This window comes from Agrobacterium sp. lyk4-40-TYG-31, assembly GCF_030209855.1.
GTDB classification, from domain to species: domain Bacteria; phylum Pseudomonadota; class Alphaproteobacteria; order Rhizobiales; family Rhizobiaceae; genus Agrobacterium; species Agrobacterium vaccinii.
The window spans coordinates 58,263-73,448 of record NZ_JARVRE010000003.1; the positions used below are offsets into that span (position 1 = coordinate 58,263).

The 15,186-nt window shown below is 58.9% G+C and carries 15 protein-coding genes; 10 read left to right on the top strand and 5 right to left on the bottom strand.

Annotated elements, in window-relative coordinates:
- Positions 1–48: 48 nt before the first annotated feature.
- From QRN55_RS03410 to queE, 8 genes are all read left to right on the top strand, one after another.
- Entirely contained in the window at positions 49–1,056 is a 1,008-nt protein-coding gene (locus QRN55_RS03410) for an iron-siderophore ABC transporter substrate-binding protein (protein WP_502871282.1), read from the top strand.
- Positions 1,056–2,099, top strand: coding sequence for a FecCD family ABC transporter permease (locus QRN55_RS03415; RefSeq protein WP_284774834.1), 1,044 nt, complete (start codon positions 1,056–1,058; stop codon positions 2,097–2,099). The genes QRN55_RS03410 and QRN55_RS03415 overlap by 1 nt, the downstream gene beginning before the upstream one ends.
- On the top strand, positions 2,096–3,136 hold the full coding sequence (locus QRN55_RS03420; protein ID WP_284774837.1) for a FecCD family ABC transporter permease: 1,041 nt from the start codon (positions 2,096–2,098) through the stop codon (positions 3,134–3,136). Before QRN55_RS03415 ends, QRN55_RS03420 begins: the two co-directional genes overlap by 4 nt.
- Positions 3,133–3,954 (top strand): ABC transporter ATP-binding protein, encoded by an 822-nt coding sequence (locus QRN55_RS03425; RefSeq protein WP_284774839.1) that lies wholly within the window; start codon positions 3,133–3,135, stop codon positions 3,952–3,954. Before QRN55_RS03420 ends, QRN55_RS03425 begins: the two co-directional genes overlap by 4 nt.
- A 119-nt stretch (positions 3,955–4,073) precedes the next feature.
- Positions 4,074–6,050 (top strand): phosphatase PAP2 family protein, encoded by a 1,977-nt coding sequence (locus QRN55_RS03430; RefSeq protein ID WP_284774841.1) that lies wholly within the window; start codon positions 4,074–4,076, stop codon positions 6,048–6,050.
- Positions 6,051–6,177: 127 nt separating this feature from the next.
- Positions 6,178–6,888 carry a 7-cyano-7-deazaguanine synthase QueC gene (queC, locus tag QRN55_RS03435; RefSeq protein ID WP_284774843.1) on the top strand — a complete coding sequence of 237 codons (711 nt, stop codon included), beginning with the start codon at positions 6,178–6,180 and terminating at the stop codon, positions 6,886–6,888.
- Positions 6,888–7,256, top strand: coding sequence for a 6-carboxytetrahydropterin synthase QueD (queD, locus tag QRN55_RS03440; RefSeq protein WP_284775439.1), 369 nt, complete (start codon positions 6,888–6,890; stop codon positions 7,254–7,256). Before queC ends, queD begins: the two co-directional genes overlap by 1 nt.
- Positions 7,253–7,990: a 7-carboxy-7-deazaguanine synthase QueE gene (gene queE / locus QRN55_RS03445; protein ID WP_284774845.1), complete on the top strand. Its 738-nt coding sequence runs from the start codon at positions 7,253–7,255 to the stop codon at positions 7,988–7,990. Before queD ends, queE begins: the two co-directional genes overlap by 4 nt.
- 4 nt (positions 7,991–7,994) lie before the next feature.
- On the opposite strand, the gene QRN55_RS03450 is transcribed toward queE, so the two are convergent.
- Together QRN55_RS03450 and QRN55_RS03455 are read right to left on the bottom strand one after the other, a co-directional pair.
- Positions 7,995–8,228, bottom strand: a complete 234-nt coding sequence (locus QRN55_RS03450; RefSeq protein WP_284774847.1) for a sulfurtransferase TusA family protein — start codon at positions 8,226–8,228, stop codon at positions 7,995–7,997.
- Positions 8,225–9,520 (bottom strand): L,D-transpeptidase family protein, encoded by a 1,296-nt coding sequence (locus QRN55_RS03455; RefSeq protein WP_284774848.1) that lies wholly within the window; start codon positions 9,518–9,520, stop codon positions 8,225–8,227. Before QRN55_RS03455 ends, QRN55_RS03450 begins: the two co-directional genes overlap by 4 nt.
- A gap of 239 nt (positions 9,521–9,759) precedes the next feature.
- Between QRN55_RS03455 and QRN55_RS03460 the strand changes: the two genes are divergently transcribed.
- A complete protein-coding gene (locus QRN55_RS03460; protein WP_284774850.1) occupies positions 9,760–11,220 on the top strand; it encodes a phospholipase D-like domain-containing protein in 1,461 nt (486 codons plus the stop codon).
- Positions 11,221–11,265: 45 nt separating this feature from the next.
- The gene (locus QRN55_RS03465) at positions 11,266–12,084 is read left to right on the top strand and encodes an endonuclease/exonuclease/phosphatase family protein (protein WP_284774852.1); all 819 of its coding nucleotides are present in this window, start codon (positions 11,266–11,268) and stop codon (positions 12,082–12,084) included.
- Positions 12,085–12,129: 45 nt separating this feature from the next.
- Here the strand turns inward: QRN55_RS03465 and QRN55_RS03470 are convergent, their stop codons facing one another.
- The 3 genes from QRN55_RS03470 to QRN55_RS03480 are packed head-to-tail and all read right to left on the bottom strand — an operon-like array spanning position 12,130 to position 15,186.
- The gene (locus QRN55_RS03470) at positions 12,130–13,263 is read right to left on the bottom strand and encodes a Gfo/Idh/MocA family protein (protein ID WP_284774853.1); all 1,134 of its coding nucleotides are present in this window, start codon (positions 13,261–13,263) and stop codon (positions 12,130–12,132) included.
- A gap of 21 nt (positions 13,264–13,284) precedes the next feature.
- Complete coding sequence (locus QRN55_RS03475; protein WP_284774855.1) at positions 13,285–14,046, bottom strand: sugar phosphate isomerase/epimerase family protein; 762 nt, start codon at positions 14,044–14,046, stop codon at positions 13,285–13,287.
- A 51-nt stretch (positions 14,047–14,097) separates the two neighbouring features.
- Complete coding sequence (locus tag QRN55_RS03480) at positions 14,098–15,186, bottom strand: ABC transporter ATP-binding protein (RefSeq protein WP_284774857.1); 1,089 nt, start codon at positions 15,184–15,186, stop codon at positions 14,098–14,100.

Below are 15,186 nucleotides of genomic sequence, written 5' to 3' on the forward strand. Positions count from 1 at the left end.
TGAAGCTGAGACTTCAAGTCAAGTTTCAATACGGAAGAAAGTTTGCCCATGCTGCGCTTCATCCGCGCTCTCGCGCCCTTCATGGCCCTGTGCCTACACCTCTTCTTTTCAGCGAGCGCTGCCCAGGCCGAGGGCACATCCTATCCTCTCGTCATCAAACACGCCTTGGGCACCACAACGATAGAGAAAAAGCCGCAGCGCGTCGCTACCGTTGCCTGGGCCAACCATGAAGTGCCTCTGGCGCTCGGCATCGTGCCCGTCGGGTTCGCTGCGGCCAATTTTGGAGATGACGATGGTGACGGGCTGTTGCCATGGGTGGCGGAGAAGCTGAAAGCTCTCGGCGCGGAAAAGCCTGTGCTGTTCGATGAGGGCGATGGCATCGATTTCGAAGCGGTTGCGGCCACCAAGCCGGATGTGATCCTCGCGGCCTATTCCGGTCTCAGTCAGGCCGACTACGATACGCTGAGCCAGATCGCGCCCGTCATCGCCTATCCGCAATCACCATGGGCGACGGACTGGCGTGAGATGATCCGCTTCAACAGCCTCGGGCTCGGCATGGCTCAGGAGGGCGAGGCCCTGATCAAGCGGATCGACGCGGAGATTGCCGACGTCGTGGCGGGTTTTCCTCAGCTCAAGAACAAGACGGCCATGTTCGTCACCCACCTCGATACGACCAACCTCAGCACTGTTAATTTCTATACGGCCAATGATACACGCGTGAAATTCTTTGCAGATTTGGGCCTCACATTGCCGAAAAGCGTGAAGGATGCGACCAAGCCTGGCCAGTTCGCTTCCGGTGTCAGCGCAGAGCGTGTCGATGCCTTCGACGATGTCGATATCCTCGTGACCTATGGCGGTCAGGCGCTGTTCGATGCCGTGAAGGCCGATCCGCTTCTGTCCAGAATGCCCGCCGTCGAGCACAATTCCATCGTCATGCTCGGTCGCAACCCGCTGGGCACAGCGGCAAACCCTACGCCGCTGTCGATTTCATGGGTGTTGAAAGATTATGCGGCCCTGCTGGCGCAGGCTGCGGAAAAGTCTGCCGGAAAGCCTTGATGACCTTCAGATACGCCCGGCAACCGGCCCGCAGCGCCGTCATCAAGCGCTCAAACGGCGTCAGATCGCTCTGGCTGATGATCCTGCTTGGCGTTCTGGCACTGCTTTGCATTCTGTCCGTGGCCATCGGCACGCGGGATGTCGCCTGGGTCGATATCGTGGCGGCACTTGGTGGCCGGGCAGAGAACATCGGTCAGGCCGCAGTTGCGGTGCGGATTCCGCGCACCGTCCTTGCGCTTGCTGCCGGGGCAGCTCTGGGGTTGGCCGGGGCTGTCATGCAGGGCGTCACGCGCAATCCCTTGGCAGACCCGGGCATTCTGGGCGTCAACATGGGTGCCTCTCTTGCGGTTGTCATCGGCGTGGCATGGTTCAACATCGCGTCCGCCAACGCCTTTATCTGGGCGGCTATTCTGGGCGCAAGCTGTTCCGCCGTGTTCGTCTACACCATCGGCTCGCTTGGTCGGGGCGGGGCAACCCCGCTCAAACTGGCGCTGGCAGGTGCTGCAACATCAGTCGCCTTTTCCTCGCTGGTCATCGCGGTCGTTCTGCCGCGAAACGATATTGCGGGCGGCATCCGGTCGTGGCAGATCGGTGGCGTCGGTGGCGCGACCTTCGACCGCATCTCCCATGTCCTGCCTTTTCTCGCCGTCGGCTTCGTCATCAGCCTGTTATCGGCACGCAAGCTGAACTCGCTAGCGCTCGGAGATGAGTTAGCCGCAGGACTTGGCGAGCGTGTGGCCATCGCTCGCGCCTTTTCCGCACTCGGGGCGATCCTGCTTTGCGGGGCTACGACCGCCGTCTGCGGACCCATCGGCTTTCTCGGCCTCGTCGTGCCGCATATCTGTCGCTTGCTCGTCGGCGTCGATCACCGCTGGCTTTTACCGTTTTCGGCGCTTTGCGGGGCGAGCCTGCTGCTTGCAGCAGATATCATCGGTCGCATCGTCTCGCGACCTGCCGAGCTGGATGTGGGCATCGTTACGGCGCTGATCGGCGCACCCTTCTTCATATGGATCGTTAGACGGCAGCGGGTACGTGACCTATGACCATACATTCGACGATCACCACCTCCCTCACGCGCAACCGTACCCAGCAGGCACGAAAACGCATGCGCGTGATTGCGGCGCTCGTTGTTTTAATTATCGTGATTTTCTCGCTCACGCTCGTGCTTGGCCAGTCCTTCACCCCGCCGATGGATGTCATTCGGGTTCTGCTGGGCCAAGATGTGCCAGGCGCAGGCTTTACCGTGGGGCAATTGCGTCTGCCCCGAGCCGTGCTGTGCGTTCTTGCCGGTCTGAGCTTCGGTCTCAGCGGCGTGGCGTTTCAGATCATGCTACGCAATCCCCTCGCCAGCCCGGATATCATCGGCATCAGTTCAGGCGCCAGCGCCGCCGCCGTCTTTGCGATTGTCGTGCTGTCACTGAAGGGGCCAATTGTTTCGGTGTTTGCTGTCGCGGCAGGGCTTGGCGTGGCACTGTCCGTCTATGCGCTTTCCTCCCGCAATGGGGTGGCAGGCACGCGACTCATTCTCGTCGGCATCGGTGTTTCGGCCATGCTGGAAAGCGTTATCGCCTATATCCTCTCCACCGCGCCAGCCTGGAGCCTGCAAGAGGCAATGCGCTGGCTGACGGGAAGCGTCAATGGCGCACAGCTTTCTCAAGTTCTGCCACTTCTGATCGGGCTCGCAGTCTTCGGAACCCTGCTTCTTAGCCGCCAGCGCGATCTGGAGGCATTGCGGATGGGGGACGATACTGCCGCTGCCCTCGGTGTTCGCGTCGGCGAGACCCGCATTCTCGTCATCATCGCTGCCGTCGGCATGATCGCCATTGCCACCGCCATCACCGGACCCATCGCTTTCGTGGCATTTCTGTCGGGACCGATTGCGGCGCGCATCGTCGGCGCCAACGGCTCGCTGCTGCTGCCCGCAGCTCTCATCGGCGCGCTGCTGGTGTTGGCGGGGGATTATGCCGGACAGTTTCTGTTACCCAGCCGATACCCGGTTGGCGTCATCACCGGTGCGCTGGGCGCCCCCTATCTGATTTTTCTGATTATCCGTGTCAACCGGACCGGAGGCTCGCTTTGACCAATCACGCCCTCACCGCTACCAACCTATCCGCCGGATATGGCGAAAACCTTATTCTGGAAGACCTCGATCTTGTTGTTCCCGAAGGCAAGATCACGGTGATCGTGGGTGCCAATGCCTGCGGAAAATCGACACTGCTGCGCACCATGTCGCGACTTTTGTCTCCGCGCCGTGGCCATGTGCTGCTGGACGGAAAGTCCATCCACAGCATGCCGCCGAAAAAGCTGGCAAGAACGCTGGGGCTTTTGCCGCAGTCTCCCATCGCGCCCGAGGGCATTACGGTCGCAGACCTCGTCAGCCGGGGGCGCCACCCACATCAGGGCATTTTATCGCGCTGGAGCGATGCGGATAATAACGCGGTGGCCACGGCACTGGAAGCGACCAAGACCTTCGATCTTGCGGAACGCCCGGTGGACGAGCTGTCCGGCGGGCAGAGGCAGCGGGTGTGGATTGCCATGGCGCTTGCGCAGCAAACGGACATTCTGCTGCTGGACGAACCCACCACCTTCCTCGATATCAGCCACCAGATTGAGGTTCTCGATCTGCTTGTCGACCTCAACCATAGCAGAGGCACGACCATCGTCATGGTGCTGCACGACCTTAATCTCGCAGCCCGTTACGCCGACCATCTGGTGGCGATGGCCGAGGGCCGCCTGCACATCACCGGCACCCCGCAAGACGTGCTGACGCAGGATCATATCCGTGAGGTTTTCGGCCTTGAAAGCCGCGTGATCATCGACCCCACATCGGGCCGCCCGATGATGCTGCCCATTGGCCGCCACCGCATGACCAATGCGTCTCTTGAAGAACCGAACTGATCACCAGCGCCACGCAGGCGCCGAATTCGTCATTCACTGTAAACAAAATGTCATGGTCCACGGGCATTTTGCCGACGACCGATTCCAGACGAATTGATTGACATCATCAGGAGGCTGTTTTGGCCACAACGCGCGCGTATTCCTTTTTTATCCGCTCCAGCTTGCTTGCATCCATTGCCGCACTCAGCATCACATCTCACGCATTGGCATTCGATGGAAAGACGCCATCAGGCGCTGGCTACAGCGTCGTTGTTCCAACGCCATCCGTTGCCTATCCACTGCCTGTTGCTGAGAATTACCATAACCAGACCGGCAAGAACGCCAAGGGCGAGGCCGTCAATGCCTATGATGACAAGCAAAACCCGGTCATCAACATACTATCCGGCTTTAATCGCATCTGGACATTGGGCGACGATGCCTGGGCCAATGGTGGCGCCAATGGCGATGGCCCCAAGGATTACAGCAAGGCCAAAATCCTCGACGCCGATATATGGGCCGAGAACATGCGCTATGTCCTGTCCGTCACCGGCAAGAACCGCACCGATGCGCAGGCGCTTAACGCCTATTTGAACGACCGCCGCTCCCAGGGTTACAGCGTTATAGAAGGTCTTGGGCCTTTTGCTCCATGGTACCGCGAAGGGTCCGGCGCGACGACCACCATCAACCACACACTCAGCGATTTCAACGTCAATGAGGTGATCACCAGACGAGAAGACGACAAGGGCGCGGAAGCGGGAACGGACACATCGGACCTTAAGGACTTCGTCGCCTTCATGAAGCTGATGCGCGGCCCGGAAGGCACGACGTCTCCCTCCAAATATTTCTATTCCAGCCCGCGCCCATGGCGCATGAACGCCAAGGGTGAGGTGATCGAAACCGGCACCGAAACCATCGGCGACAAGACATTCGAGCGCTACGAAACCGAGCCTGACGTCACCGTCCCCGCCTTGCGCTATGCCCGGGAAAACCGCGGTCGCGCGAAAGATGGCGGTTTCCCGAGCGGTCACACCAACGCCGCCTATCTCGCGGCAATTGCCTATGCCTATGCGGTGCCCGAACGTTTTTCCGAACTTCTGACCAAGGCCTCCGAACTGGGCGAAACCCGCATCGAGGCGGGCATGCATTCGCCGCTAGACGTCATCGGTGGAAGGATCACGGCAACGGCCATTGCCGCAGCGGTTCTGCAAGATGCGAAATCCGCAGATGCCAAGAAGCTGGCGCATGACGAAGTGCAGGCCTATCTGACCAAACGCTTGCCACAGGGACAAACCCTGCAAAGCTTCGCGCACAGCGCTGATATCACGACCGATCCTTACACGGATGAAGCCAAGAATAAGGCTGATTTCCGCAAGCGCATGACCTATTCCTTCAGCCGCGAAATGTCTGCGCCGCGCCTTGCCATGGTGGTGCCCGAGGGTGCGGAAGTCCTGTTGGAAACCCGCCTGCCCTATCTGGACGCTGCACAACGCCGCGCCGTGCTGTTCTCCACCGGCATCGAATCCGGCTATCCGCTGCTCGATGACAGCAATGGCTGGGGCCGCATCAACCTTGTGGCCGCCGCATCCGGCTATGGCGCGTTCGATGGCGATGTCAGCGTGACGATGAACGCGGCCGCTGGCGGTTTCAACGCACAGGACCGTTGGACGAACGACATTTCCGGCCCTGGTCGTCTCGTGAAATCGGGTGATGGTGCACTCGCACTCACCGGCAACAACAGCTACTCCGGCGGCACCGTTTTGGAAGATGGCACGCTGACGGTTGGCTCCAGAACCGCGCTCGGCACTGGCAGCGTGAACGTCAGCGGTGGAACCCTGGCGCTTGGTTCAGAGGCTGTCGGGATCACGGGCGATTACAGCCAGACCGGCGGTACGCTCGCGCTCGATGCTGCGAACGGCCCTTTACAAATCAAGGGGCAGGCCAGCATCGAGGGTGCAGCTCTCCATCTTGCTTTCGGGCAAACCGCGCCCATTGCCAGGACGCGATTCCCGGTGCTGTCAGCCAACGCGCTCCATGGAACATTCGCCACCATCGACGCCGGATCGGTCAAGATTCGGCCAGTCTACACCGGCAATTCCGTATCGGTCATCGTCGAATAACGTCACGTCCACACGATTGAAGAGGCGCAAAAATCGCTGCGCCCCTTCACAACGGTCCCGAGTTGCACTAGAAGCCGCACCGTAATCCGGTCGCAGCCCACCCGGTCAAAACAAGGGATCCCGAACCATGAAAACTATCGTCATCTGCTCCGGCGGATTGGACTCCGTTTCGCTTGCGCACAGAATAGCAGCGGAAAACGAACTTCTCGCCCTCGTCTCCTTCGATTATGGTCAGCGCCATAAAAAGGAGCTGGACTATGCGGCGGCCTGCGCCTACAGGCTCGGCGTGCCGCATCATGTCATCGATATCCGCCCCATTGGCGCACATCTGACAGGTTCGGCGCTAACCGACGATATAGCTGTACCGGATGGTCACTATGCGGAGGAAACGATGCGCTCCACCGTGGTGCCCAACCGCAATGCCATCATGCTGACCATCGCTTTCGGACTGGCCGCAGCGCAGCAGGCGGATGCCGTTGCCATTGCCGTGCATGGCGGCGACCACTTCATCTATCCCGATTGCCGCCCCGGTTTCATCGACGGCTTCAACGAGATGCAACGTCACGCGCTGGATGGCTACGCCAACGTCAAGCTGGTTGCGCCCTACGTCAACGGGTCCAAGGCCGATATCGTGACGGACGGATCAAAGCATGACACCCCGTTTGCGCAGACCTGGTCCTGCTACAAGGGCGGCATGCGCCATTGTGGGCGCTGCGGCACCTGCGTGGAGCGACGTGAAGCCTTCCATCTGGCAGGCGTCAACGATCCCACCGATTACGAAGACCCGGATTTCTGGGTAGCGGCCACCAGTGCCTACGCGGCGCAGGAGGTGAAATGATGTTTCGTATCACCAAGGAATTTCATTTCTCCGCATCGCACCAACTCAAGGGCCTGCCCGATGACCACCAGTGCGCACGTCTGCACGGTCATAATTACATCGTTGAAGTCGAGCTTTCCGCAGATGACCTGAACGAACACGGCTTCGTGCGCGATTACCACGAGCTTGCGCCTTTGAAGCAATACATCGACGACAGCTTCGATCACCGTCACCTCAACGACGTCTTGGGGCACGACATGGTCACGACCGAGCGCCTCGCCCGGCATTTTTACGACTGGTGCAAAGCGCGTCTGCCGGAAACGAGCGCCGTGCGCGTCAGCGAGACCGCCAAGACCTGGGCAGAATATCGCCCCCGTCCCCAGCCATGAGCGCGGCCAAGGAAAGCCCGATCCGTATCAGCGAAATCTTCGGACCGACGATCCAGGGTGAAGGCGTGCTGATCGGTGTTCCCACGGTGTTCGTGCGCACGGGCGGCTGCGATTATCGATGTTCGTGGTGCGATACGCTGCATGCGGTGGACAGCGAGTACCGCGATGACTGGAAGCCCATGTCTGCCGATGCGATCTGGCAGGAGGTCTTGCGTCTATCCGGCGGCAAGCCACTGACCGTTTCCCTGTCCGGCGGCAATCCTGCGATTCAACCGCTCGGACCGCTCATCGACAAAGGCCATGGTGAAGGTTACCGCTTTGCACTGGAGACGCAGGGCAGCATTGCGAAAGATTGGTTCGCAAGCCTCGATTATCTAGTGATCAGCCCCAAACCACCTTCCAGCGGCATGCAGACGGATTGGTCAGCCTTTGAAAACTGTCTTGCAGCGGCGGGAGACCGTCCGCACGTGGCGCTGAAATTCGTGATTTTCGATGATGCCGATTACCAATACGCCAAGGACGCCAGCGCACGCTATCCCCATCTGCCCGTCTACCTCCAGCCCGGCAACCACACCCCGCCGCCACCGGAGGACGATTGCGCCGTGGTCGATATCAATGGCGTGATGGATCGGATGATCTGGCTGGTGGACAAAGTCAGTGACGACCGCTGGTTCGACGTCCGCGTGCTGCCGCAACTGCATGTGCTGCTGTGGGGCAACAAGCGCGGCGTCTGAGATCCTAAGTCTTACGGATATGGAACCTGTGGCCTGCTTCCGTGGGCGTGGCCTCCAGCAGGGTATGTCCGTCTTCACGACACATATGGGGAATGTCGATGATGGCAAGCGGATCGCTGGTTTCGACGCTGAGCTCGTCACCAGCCCGCATCCGCGACAGCTTCTTGCGGCACCTTAAAACAGGAAGGGGGCATTTCAGCCCCCTTAGATCGTAGATTTCGGCATGACTAGCGGTCATTGCTTGGCCCAGAACTTCCAGAACGGCTTCTTCTGCGCATCGTCGGGTGACGGTGGTGCGCTGAAGGCTAGCGGGTTGACCGTGGGCACCGGAACGCTTTGCGGCGCGCCTGCCTGCGGTTGCGCTGCCACCGGCGCAGCGGAAGCAACCATCGTCGGTGCCGCCGCTGGGGTGGCTGCCGGCTGCCGTGTCACGACCGTCGCCGCAGTCGTTGCACCCGGATTTGCTGCCGAAGCCATGGCTGTTGCAGCCTGGCCGGAAATGCCCTTGGCCGCCTTCTTTTCCATCAGCGCGGCAAATTCGGTTTCCTTCATCAGCTTGCCTGCCTTGAGCGCCGAGCCGGTTGGAGCATAGGCGGGCTCGCGACCCTTACGCTTTTCGGCAACCAGTGCCTTGCGCTCGGCTTCGCTGGGATCATACCAGACCATGCCGTCAAGCTTGTTGGTCGCCTTGGCATAGGCAAGCTGGTAGGTCTTGTCATAGTTCGTCAGCGCACTGGCAAGGGCTGGCGGGGTGCTCATCTTGGGGCAAGCAGCGGAAGCATTGAACTGCCCACCTTCGATCTGCTGATTGAACACGTACTTCTTTTCGCAGACATTGACTTCAGGCGGACGCTTGGTCACTTCGAAGTTGTCGTAACCGACCTTCAGCATCTTCCAGAATTCAAAATGCTCGCTCTTGCGGTGGCGTGCCATGTTTTCCGCCGTCATGCGGAATGGCAGGGCCTGCAACTGCACCGTCTTCTGGCCACCCTTGAAGGCGTCGCGCGCAAAGCCGTAAATTTCCAGAACCTGTGCATCCGTCATGGAGTAGCAGCCCGACGACGAACATGCGCCGTGGATCATCAGGTTGGTGCCGTTGCGCCCGTTTGCCTGATCATACCGATTGGGAAAACCGGTATTGATCGCCAGATAGTAATTGGAGTTGGGGTTAAGGTGTCCCGGCGTCAGATTGTAAAAACCTTCGGGCGCCTGCCGGTCGCCTTCCCTGACCTTGGGGCCGAGCTTTCCAGACCATGCGCAGATGTCGTAGGAGGCGATGACCTCAAAGCGGTTGTCGCGACGGGCCTTCCAAATCTCAAGCTTACCCTCTTCCTTGAAAATACGGATCATGATCGGCGCGTTGCGATCCATGTTCTTCTTGTCCATTTCGGCAAGAATGGATGGAGCTAGCGGGTAATCGACCTTGTTTTTCACATGGGAAACATCACGCTCGACGGTCTCGAGCGTTTCGTTGCAGCCTGCAAGCATGAGAGCGGTGCAGGCGAAAAGCGCAATATGTCTCAAACGCATGGCGTTCCACCAATTTTCAGGATGTGCAAAGGTGGTAAAATATTTCGGATTTGAATACAAGTCCGCGAACTTGTGATCGCCGGTCTATTTCCGGCAAAGGGCTGCTGATCGGCTCTCATGATCTCATCGGCGTTGTTGAATCCGTTGGTGGAATATAGCTTACAGAGTCTTAACACATCGCTACACAGCTGGCAGGCGATGTCGCTTGCGGCAGGGCCGAACTCATCTATATTCCCGATATGATCGACCTCATGACCGCCTACTGGCCGCACATCCTCGCAACCCTCTCCGCAATCATGGGTGCAGCCGCTGCCATCCACGCTACCATGACGAAACAGGAAGTCCGCACGGCACTTGGCTGGGTCGGCGTCATCCTGCTCTCACCTTTCGTCGGCGCCGCCATCTACGCCATCGCTGGCATCAACCGCATCAGGCGCACGGCACTCGGCCAGCAGCGCTCTTTGATGCATGGCACCATCATGGACCGGGTCGCGCGTTTCGATGCCGACGATAGTCTTGTCGTCGAGCGGTTCGGACGACGTTTCGCCTCCATGAAAACGGTTGGTGACCGCGTTACGCGCACGGCGCTGACGACCGGCAATGTCATCGAGCCGCTGAACTCCGGCGATATCGCCTATACCGATATGCTGGATGCCATCGCGAACGCCAAACGGTCCATCATTCTCGAAACCTACATTTTCGATCAGGACCGTATCGGCATCCGTATCGTCGAAGCGCTGGCCGATGCCTGCGATCGTGGTGTCGAGGTCAGGGTACTGGTGGATGCGGTGGGTGCCCGCTATTCTGTTCCAAGCATTTTGCCTGCCCTTCGAAAAGCCGCCATCCGGGCTGCGGTTTTCAACGGTAATGTCATCATGGGTCTTCGCCTTCCCTACGCCAATCTCAGAACGCACCGGAAAATTCTGGTGGTGGATGGCCGCATCGCCTTTACCGGCGGCATGAATATTCGCGAAGGTTTCACGGCGGAGTTTGCTAGAGAACACCATTCTCACGACACCCATTTCAAGGTGAGAGGGCCGCTGGTCGCCGATCTGTTCACCGTTGCCGCCGAAGACTGGCGCTTTACTACGGGCGAGCTTTTGGATGGCCCGGTCTGGGATGTCACGCTTCCCGAGGGCGAGCCGGGTCAGCCGGTATTGGCACGCGTGGTCGCTTCGGGGCCGGATAACAGCATCGAGACCAGTCACAAGATGCTGATGGGCGCTTTTTCCGTTGCCCGCTCGTCCATCCGCATCATGTCGCCCTATTTCCTGCCGGATCGCGAATTGATCTCCGCACTGACGACGGCAGCCCGGCGTGGCGTGCAGGTCGATATCATCATTCCTGCGAACAACAATCTGACATTGGTCGACCATGCCATGACGGCACAGTTCGATCAGATGCTGAAAAGCTATTGTCGCATCTGGCGCGCGACCGGCCCGTTCAACCATTCCAAACTGCTCGTCATCGATGACCGTTGGTCCTATGTCGGCTCGTCCAATCTCGATCCAAGATCGTTGCGATTGAACTTTGAGGTGGACATAGAAGTTATGGATGAGGGTTTCGCCGAAGCAGTCTCCGCGCGCATCACCGACGCGATGGAGACGGCAGTGGCTGTGAACCTCGAAGCCTTACGGGCTCGCCCGTTTCCTGTCCGGCTTTTCGAGCGGATTTTGTGGCTGGCATCGCCCTATCTTTAAGGGCGACACCTTTGAGTGTTGGGAATGAAATCGTTGATGCGAGATATGAAATTGAAACGAACCAAACCCGACAGCCTGTCCTCCGTTCTGATGACATCCCTGCGCAATCGCAAGAAACGCCAGACGGAGAGCAACGGTTGCGGAGAGGAGGGACAGCCCATTATCGCATCCTACAACGTTCACAAATGTGTGGGGCGCGACCGTAAATTCGACCCGGACCGCATCTGCCATGTCATCAAGGAAATTGGTGCCGATATCATTGCGCTACAGGAGGCCGACAGCCGGTTCGGAGAGCGCACCGGCTTGCTCGACCTCGGCAGGCTGGAGCGCGAGTGCGGGCTGACGCCGGTGCCGATCAGCGCGAGCGCCAAGGCCCATGGCTGGCACGGCAACGTCGTTCTGTTCCGAGAAGGCTCCGTTCGTGATGTTCATCCGCTTAGGCTTCCAGGTCTGGAACCGCGTGGTGCGCTTGTCGTGGAGTTAGAATTGAAACAGGGTGGGACATTGCGCATCATCGCTGCCCATTTCGGGCTGTTGCGCCGCTCACGCGCGCAGCAGGCCAAAGCGCTTGTCGATCTTCTCAACATGCGCGACGAGCAGCCAACAATTCTGCTCGGTGATCTCAACGAATGGCGGCTGGGAAATGGCTCATCGCTCAATACGTTCCGCGATGCCTTCGGCAGCCTGCCGCCAGCAGTTCCCAGCTTCCCATCGGGATTGCCGGTGCTGGCACTCGACCGGATCATTTCCAACCAAGAAGGCCTGATCGAAAATGTAACGGCGCATGACAGCGCGTTGTCGCGGGTCGCATCCGACCATCTGCCGCTCAAGGCGGCAATCTGCACGGATATTCTCGTCGGTTGAAGAGCAGAAAAGGCGGATGCGGCCTGCGCACCCGCCTTGTCAGTTTTATCGGAGCAATGCCTTGGCTTCTTCGATACCCAATGCCGCCGGCTGCGTGCAGGTGGTGGTCAACTCAATGAACCGACCTTCCTCGCCGGACTTCAGGATCGATGTCATCACGTCGATGCCGTGAAGGGACCGTTCCAGCGAGCAGCGTGCATCGCGTCCTTCGATCAAGGCCAGCGCCATATCGGCCAGCCCTGCCGTGCGGTAGTTGGCGCGTGCACCCTGCGGGCTTTCCTGATTGGCAATCCCGAAAGGATGCTCCCAGTTTTCCAGCGGCTTGATGTCCTTGTCGCGACCGCTGGCCTCGACCACGCCGCCGAAGAAGTTCGGATCGGGCACGTAGACCGAGCCTTCCGTGCCGTATAGCTCCATATTGGCATGGCGGTGCGACCACACATCCCAGCTGGCCGACAGGGTGATCGTCGCACCATTCACGAACTCCAGGAGGGCGTGGATATTGGTGGGGGTTTCCACAGGAATGACCTGACCGTTCAGAGGCTGGCTGGTCACCGTCCGCGTCGGGTTCGCCATCGACGTCAGGGCACCGACACGTTTGACCGGGCCGATGAGGTTGATGAGATTGGCGATGTAATAGGGGCCGAGATCGAGGATCGGGCCGCCGCCTTCGAGGAAGAAGAAGCCGGGGTTGGGGTGCCACATTTCCATGCCGGGACTCATGACATGGCATGTACCCGAGGTGATGCGACCGACACCGCCCTCATCGATATATTTACGCGCCAACTGGTGCGCACCGCCCAGAAACGTATCGGGCGCACAACCGACAGCGAGGTTCTTTTCTGTCGCCAGACGCCGCAGCTCCTCGCCTTCTTCCAACGTTAGAACGAGCGGTTTTTCGGAATAGACGTGCTTACCAGCCTCCAGAATGGCTTTCGACACCCCGAAATGCGCTGCGGGGATGGTGAGGTTCACCACCACGTCAATTTCGTCGTTCTGGAGCAGCTCCTCGATGGACTGCGCCTTGACCCCGTATTCTTCGGCTCTCAGTTCGGCGGCACTGCGGTTGAGGTCGGCGCAGGCCAGAACTTTCAAGCCCTTGAACAGGGGCGATAGCGAGAAATAGGTGGTTGAGATATTGCCGCATCCAATGATGCCGACGCCAAGTTCCTTGGCCATGAATGTCACTCCAAATTTGGATTAGTAGCTGTTGAAGGATGCGATCGATCTGGTGATCAGACGGTCGGCATCGCTAGGATTGTCATGTTCGACCACGTAATATTTGACGGCGGTTTTCTTCAGCACATCGACAAGGCCTTTCCAGTCCACGGTGCCGTGGCCAACATCCGCCCAGCCGTCTTCGTCCGTATTTTCGCCTGATGGCGCGATGTCCTTCACATGCACCGCGGTGATACGGCTTGCGTAACGCTCGATCCACTCAAACGGATCGGCTTTGCCGCGAATGATCCAGGCAATGTCCGCTTCCCACTCCAGTTCAGGACCGCCTGCAAAAATTTGCTCCTGCGGCGTGGTGCCGTCTTCCAGTTTCACAAATTCAAAGTCGTGGTTGTGCCAGCCAAAGGCGAGACCTGCATCACGGTAAGGCTTGGCAGCTTCCTGAAGACGCTTGCCGAAGGCCAGCCAACCAGCGGCATCGCTTGGGCGCTGGTCGGGCAGAAGATAAGGGCAGTAAATCGTCTCAACCCCGAGGATTTTCGCGATGTTCAGTGCTTTCTGTGGCTCGCTCTCCAGCAAATCCAGACCGAAATGGCCGGTCGGCATGGTCAGATTATTGGCGTCGAGATCGCTGCGTAGCTCTTTCAAGGCCGCGTCGTCCATCGTGCCGTAAATGCCGCCGAACCCTTCGACATGGGCGTAACCTGCCGCTGAGAGTTTCTTGAGGGTATCTGAAAGCGGCGGGAAATTACGCGCGCTGTAAAGTTGAAAGCCGAGTTTCGTCATCTGTCTCTCCTGACATTGGGACTGTGTCCGGTGGAAGGGTGGGATATGGGTTCAGATGCGGTCTTCCGTCGTCGCATCGAAAAGGGAGGCCATGGACATATCGAAGGCGAGCTTCACCTTCGTGCCCGGCGCGAAGCGGCGGTGGCCGCCGACCCGCACGGACATGGTGTGACCGGCAAGCTTGAGCCAGATGAGATTGTCCGCCCCCATCGGCTCTTCGATATCGACAACGGCGTCATGGATTTCACCACCGGTAATGTCGTTGTCGACACGCACATGCTCTGGCCGAACGCCGAGCACAGCTGTCGCTCCTGGCCTCAGTGCCGAAGACGCGTCATAACCATCCAGCGTGAAGCTGACACCATTGGTGGCGAACACGACCTTGCCGTCCTTTTCCGCAAGTTCACCGCGCAGAAAGTTCATCGACGGAGAGCCGATGAAGCCTGCCACGAACAGGTTCTTCGGCTTGTTGTAGATCGAAATCGGATCGTCCAACTGCTGAATGACGCCGCTTTTCATAATCGCTATGCGGTCTGCCAATGTCAGCGCCTCGATCTGGTCATGCGTGACGTAAATCATCGTGTTTTTCAGCGACTGGTGAAGCCGTTTGATTTCCACACGCAGTTCCGAGCGTAGCTTCGCATCGAGGTTGGACAGCGGCTCATCGAACAGGAACACATCCACATCGCGCACCAGCGCGCGTCCGATGGCCACACGTTGACGCTGACCGCCCGAAAGTTCTGCCGGTTTGCGTTTCAGCAGTGGCTCGATCTGGAGAATGCCGGCGGCGCGCTTCACGCGCTTGTCGATTTCCTCTTTTGGTATCTTGGCAACCTGCAAACCAAAGGACAGGTTCTTTTCGACCGTCATCTGCGGGTAAAGCGCGTAAGACTGGAACACCATGCCGATTCCTCGGTCCTTCGGCTCTTCCCAGGTGACGTTTCGGTCCTTGATGAAGATTTGCCCTTCCGTCGGCTCCAGAAGTCCAGCAATGCAATTGAGCAATGTGGATTTTCCGCAGCCGGACGAGCCGAGAAGGACGAGAAATTCACCTTCGTAAATATCGAGATTGAGATCCGAGAGTACGTTGACTGCACCGAAGGACAAGGACAGGTCGCGAATGGAGACGCTTTTATTCAT